Source organism: Nocardia sp. JCM 34519.1 (assembly GCF_020361265.1).
Classification (GTDB): domain Bacteria; phylum Actinomycetota; class Actinomycetes; order Mycobacteriales; family Mycobacteriaceae; genus Nocardia; species Nocardia arthritidis_A.
The window spans coordinates 309,804-323,370 of record NZ_JAIRBR010000003.1 but is presented as its reverse complement, the minus strand read 5'-3'; the positions used below and the strand labels follow the sequence as shown (position 1 = coordinate 323,370).

Below are 13,567 nucleotides of genomic sequence, written 5' to 3'. Positions count from 1 at the left end.
GAACTATCCGAAATATGTCGGTGTGCGGGTGACATAGGGTTCTTCGAGGGAGCGGATCTCGGTGTCGGTGAGGCGGATGTCGAGCGCGGCGACTGCCTCGGCGAGGTGGTGCGGCGTGGTGGCGCCGACGACCGGGGCATCGACGACCGGGTTCTTCAGTACCCACGCCAGGGCGACCTGAGCCATGGACATCCCGCGCTGCTGGGCAATTCGCTCGATCGCGTCGACGATCGCCTTGTCGGTATCGAAAATCAGTGGGCGGCCGTCGAAGTCGACATCGCGATTGGTTTCGGCGCGCCGGGTCGAACGGTCGCCCCACGGCTTGGTGGCGCGGCCACCGGCGAGCGGGCTCAGGCCGGACCCGCCCGGTCCCGAGTGCATCGGCAGGCCCAGTTTGGTCGCCAGCACGATGTCGTCGCGACGGGCGTATTCGCGCAGGGCACGTCCGACAATCTCTTCGGAGGTGCCGTTGCCGTGGAGTACGCTCCAGATCAAGGACATTCGACGCCGAGGCGGTTCATCTCGGCCAGGCACACCCGGACCGCCTCAGCGGCATCGTAGGTGATGTCGGGTTCCACCCGCCGATTCGCGACGACCGTGTACCGTCCGTCGCCGGCCGACCGCACCCACGGTCCGGGCGCCCGGTACTCGTCCGCGGTCGGTCGAAACGACATCCAGAACATCGACCTGAATGGATACATCCGCCGCAGCCGCGGCTCCCGCAGCGCTGCCTCGATGAACTCGCCCAGGCCGTCCCGCTCGTATGCGCGGTATATCTGCCACTGGAACTCGATCCGGTCGCCACTGTCGTATGCGTCGGCAATATCGACGAAGTCGGCGAACGGCCACGCGGCCGCCAGCTCCCGCGCGGTTGCACCACCGAGCCAGGCCGCGGCAGATCCGGTGACCTCCGCCAGCTCGGTCGTGGCGAGCCAGCTCAGATACGTCGCCCGCACCTTGTGCCGCACGCGGAACAGCCGTTTGTCCACGAACGGCAGGATGTACACGGCGCGGTCGTGCTTACTGACCGTGGCCAGGAAGCCACCGAAGGCGCCCGGAGCGTCGCGCATATCGATATCGCAGTCGAGACATGCGGTTCGAAGTACGGCCTCGAGGCCACCCGCGTCGACCAGGTCCTGATATAGCGATTCCCCCATGCCGCCCAAGGTACCCGTCGCGCCGGTCACAAGCGGACTGCGTCTTGGCGAAACCACCGGTGCGCGAGCACTATCGCGTCGCGGATCATGCTCCCACTATTAGGAAGCTTCGCGGATCGGTCCACGTACCATCGCTGTGTGAAACTCGGAATTCTCTCTTTTGTGGGTGCTGTCGCTGCGATTTCGGTGGCGGCTCCGGCCGCATCGGCCATCCCGACCGGCTCTTTCGGGGGCGGAGACCGCCGAGAAGTGGTCATCGTCGACAACACGCTCGAGCTGAGCAACCTGGACTCGTGCTGGGCCAGCGGCTTCCCGCGCGATATCCGCTTCGACAACCGCAGCACGCGTAGCTTCTTCGTGTACGCGTCCAACAACTGCACGGGTGAACCCACTTCGGTTGTGGCTCCGGGCACTTCAGCCACTTATTACGGTTGGTCGGCATCGGCGGCCCGGTAGGTGGTCAGCGGAAGGCGGCTGGTGATCGTCGCCAGCCGCCTTCACCGAATGACCTTCGGCAAGCACTGGAAGATCAACGCGCCGAGATCATCTCGGCCTCGGGGAACACACCGTCCGCACATCCGGAGTGAATGTTTCTGGCGCGCGGCCGATTCCCTTCGGACACCGCGTTACGCGTGCGACCATTGATGTGCCGCCATCCGCGCGGCGCATCGGCAAGCTCGTGACCAGTGTCGACACGGGTATCCGTCGGTTACTTTGTGATCGAAGGGGGCTTTGATGTCAGAAATTCAGTCGAATACGGCGCAGGGCAGTGTTATTCGTGCGGGCAGCCCCGATTTCGCGGTGGATCGGGTCGCCGATTTCTATGCGGCCTATATCGATGCGGTCAGCGACGGCACCGACGACCTGGGAGATGAGCTGCGCGCTCACTACCTGACCGAAGATCTGCGCCAACGCCTCGCCGCATGGGAGGAGGCCAATCATGCCGACGGTGTGCTGCGGGCGCAGGACGTCCCGACCCGTTGGGAGGCCAACTATCACGACTCCGGTGCGGGGCATCTGTTCACAACCGTCACCTTGACCTGGGGCACCGGACCGGATGCCGGGCACACGCGGCTGGCGGTACAGAGCGATCTGTCCACCAAACTCATCTCCGATATCGAGGACGGATAGATCGTTCGCCGCCGTCGGCAACACTCGATGTGGCGATCCGTTCCTGGGAACGCTCGGATCCGCGGGCGACCGTGTGACTCGGTCCGAGTCCGGCGCGCCGGATTGACGCGCCAGCACCTCGACCCTACTGTCCCCCGGCAGACGGAGGTGGGCCAGCAGCCATCTCATGACGATGCGGGAGACGGACATGCGACATCCCATGTGGGCAGCGGTGATCGGATCCGCCGTGCTGGCTCTGGCGGGATGTTCGGGATCGACCGACAAAGCGGCCCCGACCACCACCGCATCCGTCGCGCTACCCTCCGGCGTCGACTCGCGGCAGCAGTCGAACGGCGATATCCCATGCGCGGCTTCGGATTTGAAGGTCGGCATTCCCGGTTGGGATGCGAAGCAGCCCGTACCGAGCGCGGTCGTCGCCGAAATCGACTTCACCAACGTTTCCGGTCGCGCATGCACGCTCAACGGATTTCCGGGCGTGGCCTTGGTCGACACAGCGGGGCAGACGAACGATTTCGACCGCGAACAGTTCAAACCGCCTGTACCCGTGACGGTCTCGGCGGGCCAGACCGTCTCGGCGAAGACCTCCGGTGGACTCGGCGTCTTCGACCCCGAGCATCCCGACGCGAACGCCACATCGTTGACCATCGACCCGGCCCGTCTGCTCGTGACGCCGCCGAACACCTCGACAACCGTCAGCTTCCCCTGGCCTTGGCCCGGCCGTAAGGTCGTCGATCTCTTCGGCTCGACGCACGCACGTCCCTACGTATTCCCGGTCGGCGTCGGCGGCAACTGATCACCCGCCGCGCTGGCCTCCGAGGTATCAACCGCGACAACGACATCCAACAACCCGGGGAACCGCGCCGCCAGATCGTCGCGACGCAGCGACACCATCAGGTAGCGGCCGTCTCGGCGCTGGCGCACGACACCGCCCTCGCGCAGTATTCGCCAATGGTGGCTGGCGCTGGATTTCGGCACGCTCGCACCGTCCGGCAGCACTGTTCCGCAGCTGCGTTCCTCGCCCGTGGCCAGCGCTCGAACGATCCGCAATCGCAGCGGATGCCCCAGAGCCGCAAGGACATCCGCCAATTGCAACTGCGCGCGGTCGGGGTGTGGGAGTGATGGCACTGTTCGATTGTATTCGAACCCACGAACAGTTACAGTTCGATAGTTCCATAAATTCGAACTATCGAACTGGAGAGTCGACCGGTGACCGTTTCGCCCGATGCCGCCGTAGTACAGGAATTCCTCCGCGCGGTCAGCGCGCAGGATTGGCCCGCCGCGCGGGCAACGCTGAACGAGGACGTGGTGTGGACGCTGCCCGGCACCGGCCCGATCTCCGGCGAGGCGCACGGCCCGTCCGCGGTGCTCGACCGGGCGCGGACCATCACCTCGGCAAACGTGACGATCGAACCGCAACATCTGCACCTGGGCTACCGCAGCATCGCGGTCACGGTGCACAACACGGCCCGCCGCGCCGACGCCGAACTCGACGAGTGGCTGGCCATCGTCTTCACCTGCCGGGACGGCCGCATCACGACGATCGATACCCACATTTCCGATGTGCCGATGATGGAGCGCTTCTTCGCCGTCTGAACGCCGGTGTGGGACAGCGTCGTTCAGGCGACAGACGCCTCGGCTCCGGTGTCGGCGAGCAGTTCGCCGAGGTCCATTGCCGCACCTTCGTCGGCGAGTTCGGTGCAGCGGGCCTCGGGCAGGTTCGCGCGAACCCGCGCCATGACTCGTTCTACGTCGGGGCCGAGTACGCGCCGACCCATGCGACGGTATTGCCGGACGACGGCGCCGAGAATGCGTGCGGCGCGCTCGACATCGCCGGTGGCAATGGCCGCGTGCGCGTAGCCGACGGCGATGTCGGGCACGATGATCGGGGATGCCGCCGCACCGAGTTCGCGAGCGATCTCCAGTTGCCACCGTGCGGAATTCAGTCGACCGGCATCGCTCAGGGCGATCGCGAAGTCGACACGACAGTAGATCTCTTCGACCAGCGGACCCAGCCCACGGCGGCCGGGCAGCGGCGCCCGCGGCGCATCGGGACCACCGAACAAACGGCCGAACAGCTCGATCGCCCGTTGGTGCCGTCCCTGTCGCGACGCCAGGCGCGCCTGGTTCGCACGCAGCGGCCGCAGCGCTTTCTCGATCAGCCGCCCGTCATCGTGTTCCTCGGCGCATGCGAGATAGGTTGCAGCACCACCGATATCGCTGCCGACCAGATGCAGCCACGCCGCGACGCACATCGCGACCACCCGATCGTTCGGACTGAAATCGGCGATGAGCTCTCCGGTGGCCCGCGCCAGCAATGGGGCGGCCGAGCCGATCCCGAAGTACCTGACGCGGACGTGGGCGAGAATCAACAGCGCCCGAACCAGCGCTCCCGGGTCGGCGGATTCGCCGAGACAGCCGACGGCCGCCTCCAGATCCGCCAGAGCCCTTGGCAGCGAATCGAAGTCGATTTCCTCCACGGCCCTCATCTGCAGCGCATGACCACGCAGCCAGGCGTCGTCGGCGGTGGCGCAGTCGGTCAGTAATCGCGGGCGACCGCGCTCGTACTCCCGTCGCGCGAGGATCAATACGAACATCGGATGCGGCGCCCGGCCCTCCGTCGTCGCCGCGCGGACCGATCGCTCGAATTCGCCTGTGTCGTGGGGGATCTCGACCACCCAAAAGAGAGAAACGTACGGGGGCACGTACCGGCCGTAGCGGCATACCAGGTACGGTCCCGTGCAACCCGGTGGCGCGCTGTCGCCGACCACCGCGAGCACCGCCGGCTGCCAGGTTCGGATTTCACCCCACTGCCCACTGGAATGCCAGTACCAGAACAGGTTTCCGAACAGGCACACCGATCGCTCGCGGTCGGCGTTGTCGACCGCCCATTGCAGTGCGGCTCGGCAGTTGCCCTGCTCGGCCGCGAACCGGCGCAACCATTCGCGCTGGGTTGTGCCGCGCAGACCGGGTGCGCCCGTTTCCGCGAATTCGACGAAGCAGTCTGCGTGGGCGCGAGCCGACCGTTCGGCCTCGCCTGTCCGCTGCGCTTCCGCCGCCGCGTAGGCGCGGATCGTCTCCACCATCCGGTAGCGCTCGCCGTCGAACTCGATCAACGACTTCGCCGCAAGCGATTTCGCCGCCTCGGCGATATCGGAACGTGGTACCTCGAACCCGTCGCCGCACACCCGCATCAGGTGTTCCGGGGTCGCCCCGCCCGCGAAAATCGCCATCCTGCGGGCCAATTCGCCCTCCGGCTCGCTGAGCAGGTCCCAGCTCCACGCGACCGCCGCGTGCAGGCTTCGATGCCGGGCGGCCGCGAGCCGGGTTCCGTTGGTCAGCAAGCGGAACCGATCGTCGAGTCGAGTCGCCACCTCGCACAGCGGGAGGCCCTGTAACCGGGCGGCCGCCAGTTCGATGGCCAGCGGCAGACCGTCGAGCCGGCGCACGATCGCGCGCACGTCGGGGTAATTCTCCTCGGTGACCGCGAAATCCGGCCGTACCGAAGTGGCTCGATCGATGAACAGCCGCACCGCAGCACTGTCCACCGCATGTTCGGCCGTATCGGTATCGCCGGGTAATCCCAAGGGCCGCACCACATAACGGCGTTCCTCGGCGGCGCCCAGCGGCTCCCGGCTGGTGGTAAGCAGCGTGAGCAGCGGAAGTCGTTGCAGCAGTTGCTCTATGGTCTCCGCCGCCGCCCGCAGGACGTGTTCACAGTTGTCGATGATCAAGAGCATCCTGCGCGCCCAGAGCGCACGCACCAGGCCCGGTATCCAATCCTCGCCGGGTTGGTCGCCCTCCACCACTCCGGCCGCCGCGAGTAGTGCGGCCCCCAGCGCGGTGTATCTACTGGATCCCGGGCGTTCCGGCGCCACCGCCGCGGCCTCGACGAACAGGTAGCCGTCCGGCCACTCGGATCCGTGTGCTCGCAGTAATTCGGTCGCCAGCCGGGTCTTGCCGACACCGCCCGCGCCGATGAGCGTCACCAGCCGCCCGCGGCGCAGCATCGATGCGACCTCGTCGACGTCGGCGCCGCGGCCGACGAAACTGGTGAGCCGGCGCGGCGGCGCGGTGGTTTCGCGCCGAGCGGAAGCCGATGGGAGTTCGACCAGGCCGACGATCGATTGCCGCAGCAGTGCGGACGGCTCGACGCCGAGTTCCGCACGCAACGCATCCTCGATGCGCTGAAATGCTTGTAGCGCTTCGGTTTTCCGTCCGGCGGCGGTCAGAACGCCGATCAGCCGCGCGGCCAGCGGCTCCCGGACAGGATGTGCCGCGGCTTCTTCGAACAACTCACGCAGTACTTCGCTGCCCCGCCCCAGCGCGAGATACGCATCGGCCCTCGACTCGATGGCGGTCAACCGTTGATCCGCCAGAATCGCTGTGGCCGCGGCGATTTCAGCGGACTCGACCACACCGGCGATGGCGGCCCGGCCACGCCACGGCGCGAGCGCGTCGTCGAAGGCGGCGGCGGCCGCCCACGCATCGCCCGCGGTCCGCAGCCGGGCTCCTTCCGCGAGCATTCGGGTGAAACGAAAGGTGTCGACCGCGTCGGGCTCGAGCGCGAGCAGGTACCCGGGCATACGCCGCACCACCCGGTCCGCGCCGATGGCGGCGCGCAGCCGTTTGATCAACGTCTGCAAGGCATTTCCGGCATCCGCGGGCGGTCGTTCGCCCCAGATGCCGTCGATCAGCCGCTCGGTGGGGACGACCTCGCCGACTCGAAGTGCCAGCAGCGCCAACAGCGTTCGGAGCCGCGGCCCGCCGATGGCCACCGTATTCCCGTCATCGCCGATGATCGCGACCGGCCCGAGTAGCTGTACCTGCATCAGCGGCTAACCGACGAGATCCTGGTTGCCGTCGCCCCAGGTCGCGGTCATGACGACGGCCCGGATCCGCCATATCTCGCCGAGCCGCTCCCATTCCCGGTGATCGGCGTACCAGGCCATGCGGGTGCAGGTCTCGATGATGTTCAGTCGATCCAGGGTCGCTGACATAGTGACGTATTCTCCTGCTGCGGTAAATGATTCATGCATGGGCCGCGACCACCCGAGGGTTCGGCGCGACGGTGCCGGGGCACGGTGTCGGACAGGGCGGCGCCGCGAGCTCGGCCAGTGCCGCGCGATGACGGCGGCTGCTGAACAGGGCCAGGAGTTCCAGCATGATCACCACCACGCCGTAGCCGAAGGCGGTGACGGACAGGTCGAATCGGCTCAGGCACAGTCCGGCCAGTACCGCCGGCAGGCTCAGCGCCAGGTACGCCGCGACATAGGCGGCGGTGACCACCTCCGCGCGCCGATCGGCGTCCGTCATTCCGACGAGCATGCGCAACACGCCGTTGAAGGTCGGTCCGGAACCGAGTCCGCCGATACCGCATCCCGCCAGAAACACCCATACAGTGTGCGTCCCGACGCCGAGCAAAGCGACCGCTACCCCGGTGAGCAAGAAGACCGGACCGCGTCGCAGCGCTCGCTCGATGGTCCAATCCCTGGTCGCCACGGCGGCGATCACGGAGGGCGCCTGGGCCGCGACCACCACCAAACCACCGGCCAGCGGGCTGTTCAGGTGAAATTGCGCGCGCATGAGCGAACTTCCCAGCGAGAGATACAGTCCCCCGATCGACCAGGTGGCGACGATCGAGGGCAGCAGCGTGCGGAAGGCCGACCGAACCTGCGGCGGCACAGATACTTTCGGGATCAGCGAGTCGAGGTGGCGGCCGTCGGCGACCACGGTCTCCGGCATCGCGAACACGCCGATGACGATCACCGCGAATCCCGCGGCGAGCAGCCAGAACACCAGGCTGGTCGGTGCGGGCGCGAAGGCGACGAGCAGGCCGGAGCACAATGCTCCGGCCGCCGACCCGGCGCCGGCCGCGACGCTGGACATCAGCACGCCCAGGCGGGTGCCCGGCGGCTGCAGATCGATGAGCGCCGCGCTGATCGCGCCCGTCGACAGACCCGCCGCAACACCCTGAATGGCGCGTCCGGCGAAAAGCCATGTGACCGAATGCGCTTCGGCGAACACCACGGTGCCCGCCAAGGCCGCCGAGGCGGCGGTGAGCAGCACCGGTCGCCTGCCGACGTGGTCGGACAGGGATCCGGTGACCAGCAGGGTCGCCAGCAGCGCCAGCACATTGATCGCGTAGACCGCGGTCGAGGTGAGCGCCGAATAGTGCCACAGCCGTTGATAAACCGGATACAGCGGCGACGGCGCCGACGACGCGAACAGCATCAGGGCCAATGCCACCACCAGCAACCAGAACGCCGCGGTCGGCGGCATGCGCAGCCGTGCGGCAACGGGCACGTGCCGGATCGTGTTGTTCACCATGCCGGAAGCCTGAACGCGCATGCTGATACCGCGCTGACAAAAGCTGTCAGCCCCGCGTCCGCACGGCCGGACAGGGTTGCGCCATGACGACTTTCGACAATTCGACCGAGCTGTCCGTCCTGCCCTATCGCGACGAGTTGGGGATCACGCCCGGCCGCCTCTATATCGACGGCCAATGGGTCGACTCGGTCTCCGACGGGCGCTGGCATCACCTGAACCCGGCGACGAACGAGGAGGTGACCACGATCGCCGACGCCTCGGCGACGGATGTGGACCGCGCGGTCGCGGCCGCCCGCAGGGCATTCGACGAGGGGCCGTGGCCTCGGCTGCGGGCACGGGAGCGCAAGCGGATGATCGAGCCGCTGGTGCGACTGCTGCGCGAGGCGACGCCTCGGCTGAGCCGCATCCAGTCGCTGGAGAACGGTATGCCGGTCGGTTTCACCACTCAGTATCGGCTCTCGGCCGAATTCGCCGCCGACATCTTCGATTACCACGCGGGCTGGATCGATAAGCTGTCCGGCGAGACGTATCCGCAGTACACCGACCGAAGCGACCTGCAGTACTTGAGTTTCCGCGAGCCGGTCGGCGTCGTCGCGGCGATCGTGCCGTGGAACGCGCCGGTGCTGCAGCTGGCCAACAAGGTCGCACCGGCGTTGGCCGCGGGCTGCACGGTGGTGCTCAAACCCTCCGAGTACGCCAGCTTGAGCAGTCTCGCGATAGCCGAGCTGATCGACGAATTGGATTTGCCGCCAGGGGTTTTCAATCTCGTCACCGGCGTGGGCGCACAGTCCGGTGAGGCGCTGATCACCCACCCCGGCGTCGACAAGGTCAGCTTCACCGGCAGCCGCGGCGTCGGCGGGCGCATCCTCACGGCCAGCGCGGGCAATATCAAGCGGGTCACCCTGGAACTCGGCGGCAAGAGCCCCAGCCTGGTCTTCCCCGACGCACCCGACGTCCGTGCGGTCGGCAAGACGGTGATGAGCATGATCGCGCTCGGCATGTCCGGCCAGCAGTGCACCGCGCAGACGCGCGCGCTGGTGCATGCCGACTGCTATGAGGAATTTCTCGACGGCGCAAAGGAAGTCGCGGCCTCGGTGCGCTTCGGCAACCCCTTCGACCCGGAGACGAATGCGGCACCGCTGGTCAACAAGCGTCAGCTCGTCACCGTACTGGACTACATCGAAAGCGGCACCCGCGACGGGGCACATCTGCTGTTGGGCGGCGATCGTCCCGGCGGTGCGCTCAGCGCGGGCAATTTCGTGAACCCGACCATCTTCACCCAGGTCGACAATCGCATCCGCCTGGCGCAGGAGGAGATCTTCGGTCCGGTGCTCGCGGTGATCCCCTTCACCGATGAGGACGAGGCCGTTCGCATCGCCAACGACACCGAATACGGTTTGGCCGCCGGGATTTACACCGCCGACCTCGGCCGCGCCTTCCGCCTGGCCCGCCGGATCCGCGCGGGCGCGATCGGCGTCAACGGCTACACCTTCATGCCCAACTCCCCCATCGGCGGTTACAAGACCTCCGGACTCGGCCGGGAGGGCGGCCGCACGGCGCTCGAGGCGTACACGGAACTCAAGACCGTGATGCTGGAAACCCGAGGCTGAGCCGAAGCATCCGGACCCGGCGGCCTGCCCGCGCGAAGCGACCCCGATCGACACCGGACGGCGAATCCGGTAATCATGTTCGGGTCGAGGAGGATTCGTGCAGGTGAGGATGCTGGGCCCGGTGTCGGCTTTCGTCGAGGACGGCCACGAGATCGCGATCGAGGGATCTCGATTGCGAACCCTGTTGGTGCTGTTGGCGATTCGCGCGGGCGAGGTGGTCCCGGCACCCCGGCTGATCGACGGTATCTGGGACGAGCGGCCGCCGGCGAAGGCCGATAATGCGCTGCAAGCACTGGTCAGCCGCCTGCGCGCCGCGATAGGACCGCAGCTGCTCGTGCGGCGGGAACAGGGATATCAGCTGGCTATCGAACCCGATGCGGTGGACATCCACCGCTTCGGTCTGCTCCTGGACGAAAGCCGCGACTGGGAAAAGTCCGGGCGCCGGGACCGGGCGGCGCGCAGTCTGGATCTGGCGCTGGGACTGTGGCGCGCGCAGGCCTTCGCCGACGTTTGCGATACGACCGAAATACGGACGCTGGCAACACGATCGGCCGAACAGCGACTGCTCGCCATCGAACGTCGCGCCGATCTGTACCTCGCGCTCGGCAAGGGCGATGAGATCGTCGCCGACCTGGCCGCCGAATGCGCGGCACACCCGCTCCGGGAAACACTGGCCGCCCGCCGCATCGCGGCGCTGCGGGCGGCCGGGCATCAGGCCGAAGCCCACCGCGTCTACCGGTCGACGCGAACCCTGCTGCACGCCGAACTGGGCGCCGCACCATCCCGGGAGTTGCGCGACGCGCTGACCGCCGCGCACACCCGGACACCGATGCGGCAGCCCCGCCGAGCCGATCCGGCACCTGCGGTGCGTATCCCGGACCGTCCCGCCGTAGCCCCGCGACACCGGACGAGTTTCATCGACCGCGAGGCCGACATGATGCGGGTGACGCGACTGCTCATCGGCACCCCGCTGGTCACCCTCACCGGCGCCGGTGGCGTCGGCAAAACCCGGCTCGCCTCCGAAATCGCCGCCACCGCAACGGAATGGCCGGACGGATGCCTGTTCGTCGAGCTCGCGGGCGTCGCGCCGGAACACACCGGCGGCTCGCCGTCGACGGCCGTCGCGGCGGCGCTGATCTCGGCACTCGGCGCCGTCGAGCCGGGCACCGACTTGGATGCGGTGCTGGACCGGGTGCTGGCGCCGCGCCGTATGTTGCTGGTTCTCGACAACTGCGAACATGTCGTCACCGCGGCCGCCGAGCTCACCGCCGAGCTGCTGCGGCGGGCCCCGGACCTCACCGTGCTGGCCACCAGCCGGGAACCACTCGGCATCGAGGGTGAAACGCTGTATCCGGTTCGCAGCCTGGCGGTTCCGGAGCCGGACGCGTCGCTCGCCCGCACCGCCGACGCACCAGCGGTGCGGCTGTTCATGGATCGCGCTCGCGCCGTGCGACCCGAATTCGTGCTGACCGAAGCCAATCGGGCCCATGTCGCCACCATCGTCCGGCGGCTCGACGGCATGCCCCTGGCGCTCGAACTCGCCGCCGCACGCATGCACACACTGCCCATCAGCCAGGTGGCGTACCGGCTGGACGACAGATTCTGGTTTCTGGGCTCGACCACTCGCGATGAACGGCACCGGCACCGCAACCTGCGTGCGGCGGTGTCGTGGAGCTGGGATCTGCTCGACGACGGCGAACTCGCGGTGGCGCGCAGGCTGGCCGTATTCGCGGGCGGCGCCACCCTCGACGCCGTAATCGGGGTCTGCGGCGGCGATATGGACACCACCGACAATCTGGCCGCACTGGTCGCCAAATCACTGGTGGAGTTCGACGGTGTCCGATACCGGATGGCCGAGACGATCCGCGCCTATGCCACAACGGAACTCGTGGCCGCCGGGGAGGCCGACGCGCTGGCGGCCGCGCACGCGGACTACTTCATCGGATTCGCCAGAACCTTCGCGGGGCGGCTGCTGGGCGCGGACCAGAACGCGGCGGCAGGGCAACTGGCGGGCGAATACGCCAATTGCGTTGCCGCACTGCGCTGGGCGGTGCACGCAGGCGACGGCGCACGCGCGATTCGCCTGTACGGCAGCCTGGTCTGGCACTGGCTGCTGTGCGGGCTGCGCAACGAGGCCGAGGCCTGGCGGTCCCGCATCCACGCGCTCGTCGGCGGCCGGGTGCCGCCGGGCGCCACCGCTGACTATCTCGCGCTCGCCTACGCGCATTTCCTGCCCCCGTATCACGACCTGCTGCGGTGTGACCAGATCCCGGATCCGTCAGGCGAATTCGATCGCCTGGTCGCCACCGCCCTGACCGAGACGCATCGGCCGCACCCGGTATTCGTGCTGCTCGCGGCCCTGCGCGAATACCAACGCGGCAATGCCGAACCCATGTCCGGCTGCATCGCCGCCGACGATGACTGGCTGCGGGGCAATGCCCTCGTCATGTCGGCGCTCGAGCGGATGCGTGGCGACGCCTGCTCCGTCGCGCACGCGGTCGCCGATCTCGAGGCCGCGGTGGCAGGTCTCGATCGGCTCGGTGAGCCGCGCGGATTGAGCCGAGCGCTGTTGCTGCTGGCGTTCTTTCGTATCCGGACCGACGGTCTCGCCGCGGCGACACCGCTGATCACGCGCGCGACCGGATTATTGACCGAGCAACTCGGCGCCGACGAGGTGATCGGCGTGCTGCGCCGGGCCGCCCAGTTACATCTGCAGCAGAACGACATCGACCGCGGCACAACCTATCTCGCACGCGCGCGGGAACGGGTGAACGCTCGGGTGCCGGAGCACACACTGCGGTGGCTGCGCGTGGCGGAGGCCGATTCGGCACTGCGGCAAGGTGATCCGAACACCGCCGTCGAGCTGTATCGGCAATCCCTCGACGAGGGTGCGGACGAACCGGCGGCCAACCTCGTCGTCGAGGAGATCTGCGGGCGAACGAACTACGCGATCGCGTTGCTCGACATCGATCGGATCGATACCGCGAGAAGGCAACTCCGGCGCGCCCGTGAGCTGGCCGCCGCCGGCGCACCGATGCTCCTGCCGACGGTGCTGGTCGGCTACGCGCTGGCGCTGCTCGCCAGCGGGGAGCCGGAGCGGGCCGCACGGCTACTCGGCGGTCTCGAAGCCGCCGACGCCCAACGCAATCCGGATGCGTACCGCGCATATACGGTGGCGCGCACCGTGCTCGGGCGCGGCCGGTTCGAAGCCGCGCTGGCCGCGGGCCGAAGCGTGCCCGCCGACCGGCTGCATACGCTGCTCGACGATCTCGGGCAGCCCGCTGGCAGTCGCTGACAGGGCGGTATCAGCGGACGCGGCCATCCTTGGCCGCGTCCGTCTGA

At 67.9% G+C, this 13,567-nt stretch carries 12 protein-coding genes; 6 read left to right on the top strand and 6 right to left on the bottom strand.

Features of this window, described 5'->3' with window-relative positions:
* Positions 1-3: 3 nt before the first annotated feature.
* Complete coding sequence (locus LGY53_RS10910) at positions 4-501, bottom strand: aldo/keto reductase (RefSeq protein WP_225726537.1); 498 nt, start codon at positions 499-501, stop codon at positions 4-6.
* Entirely contained in the window at positions 492-1,157 is a 666-nt protein-coding gene (locus LGY53_RS10905) for a DUF6193 family natural product biosynthesis protein (protein WP_225726536.1), read from the bottom strand. Before LGY53_RS10905 ends, LGY53_RS10910 begins: the two co-directional genes overlap by 10 nt.
* A 138-nt stretch (positions 1,158-1,295) precedes the next feature.
* Here LGY53_RS10905 and LGY53_RS10900 point away from each other — a divergent pair, with 138 nt between their 5' ends.
* The 3 genes from LGY53_RS10900 (at position 1,296) to LGY53_RS10890 (ending at position 3,081) form a co-directional block, all read left to right on the top strand.
* Positions 1,296-1,613, top strand: coding sequence for a hypothetical protein (locus LGY53_RS10900; RefSeq protein ID WP_225726535.1), 318 nt, complete (start codon positions 1,296-1,298; stop codon positions 1,611-1,613).
* A gap of 279 nt (positions 1,614-1,892) precedes the next feature.
* Complete coding sequence (locus LGY53_RS10895) at positions 1,893-2,288, top strand: hypothetical protein (protein ID WP_225726534.1); 396 nt, start codon at positions 1,893-1,895, stop codon at positions 2,286-2,288.
* A 187-nt stretch (positions 2,289-2,475) separates the two neighbouring features.
* Positions 2,476-3,081 carry a DUF4232 domain-containing protein gene (locus LGY53_RS10890; RefSeq protein ID WP_225726533.1) on the top strand — a complete coding sequence of 202 codons (606 nt, stop codon included), beginning with the start codon at positions 2,476-2,478 and terminating at the stop codon, positions 3,079-3,081.
* On the opposite strand, the gene LGY53_RS10885 is transcribed toward LGY53_RS10890, so the two are convergent.
* Positions 3,048-3,413, bottom strand: a complete 366-nt coding sequence (locus LGY53_RS10885) for a helix-turn-helix transcriptional regulator (protein WP_225726532.1) — start codon at positions 3,411-3,413, stop codon at positions 3,048-3,050. The genes LGY53_RS10890 and LGY53_RS10885 overlap by 34 nt on opposite strands.
* Before the next feature lie 81 nt (positions 3,414-3,494).
* Between LGY53_RS10885 and LGY53_RS10880 the strand changes: the two genes are divergently transcribed.
* Complete coding sequence (locus tag LGY53_RS10880; RefSeq protein WP_225726531.1) at positions 3,495-3,881, top strand: nuclear transport factor 2 family protein; 387 nt, start codon at positions 3,495-3,497, stop codon at positions 3,879-3,881.
* A 23-nt stretch (positions 3,882-3,904) separates the two neighbouring features.
* On the opposite strand, the gene LGY53_RS10875 is transcribed toward LGY53_RS10880, so the two are convergent.
* The 3 genes from LGY53_RS10875 to LGY53_RS10865 are packed head-to-tail and all read right to left on the bottom strand — an operon-like array spanning position 3,905 to position 8,615.
* The gene (locus LGY53_RS10875; RefSeq protein ID WP_225726530.1) at positions 3,905-7,117 is read right to left on the bottom strand and encodes a BTAD domain-containing putative transcriptional regulator; all 3,213 of its coding nucleotides are present in this window, start codon (positions 7,115-7,117) and stop codon (positions 3,905-3,907) included.
* Positions 7,118-7,123: 6 nt separating this feature from the next.
* Positions 7,124-7,285: a hypothetical protein gene (locus LGY53_RS10870; protein ID WP_225726529.1), complete on the bottom strand. Its 162-nt coding sequence runs from the start codon at positions 7,283-7,285 to the stop codon at positions 7,124-7,126.
* A 31-nt stretch (positions 7,286-7,316) separates the two neighbouring features.
* A complete protein-coding gene (locus LGY53_RS10865; protein WP_225726528.1) occupies positions 7,317-8,615 on the bottom strand; it encodes an MFS transporter in 1,299 nt (432 codons plus the stop codon).
* An 83-nt stretch (positions 8,616-8,698) separates the two neighbouring features.
* Between LGY53_RS10865 and LGY53_RS10860 the strand changes: the two genes are divergently transcribed.
* A complete protein-coding gene (locus tag LGY53_RS10860; RefSeq protein WP_225726527.1) occupies positions 8,699-10,225 on the top strand; it encodes an aldehyde dehydrogenase in 1,527 nt (508 codons plus the stop codon).
* A 97-nt stretch (positions 10,226-10,322) separates the two neighbouring features.
* The gene (locus LGY53_RS10855; protein ID WP_225726526.1) at positions 10,323-13,520 is read left to right on the top strand and encodes a BTAD domain-containing putative transcriptional regulator; all 3,198 of its coding nucleotides are present in this window, start codon (positions 10,323-10,325) and stop codon (positions 13,518-13,520) included.
* The last annotated feature ends 47 nt before the right edge of the window (positions 13,521-13,567 follow it).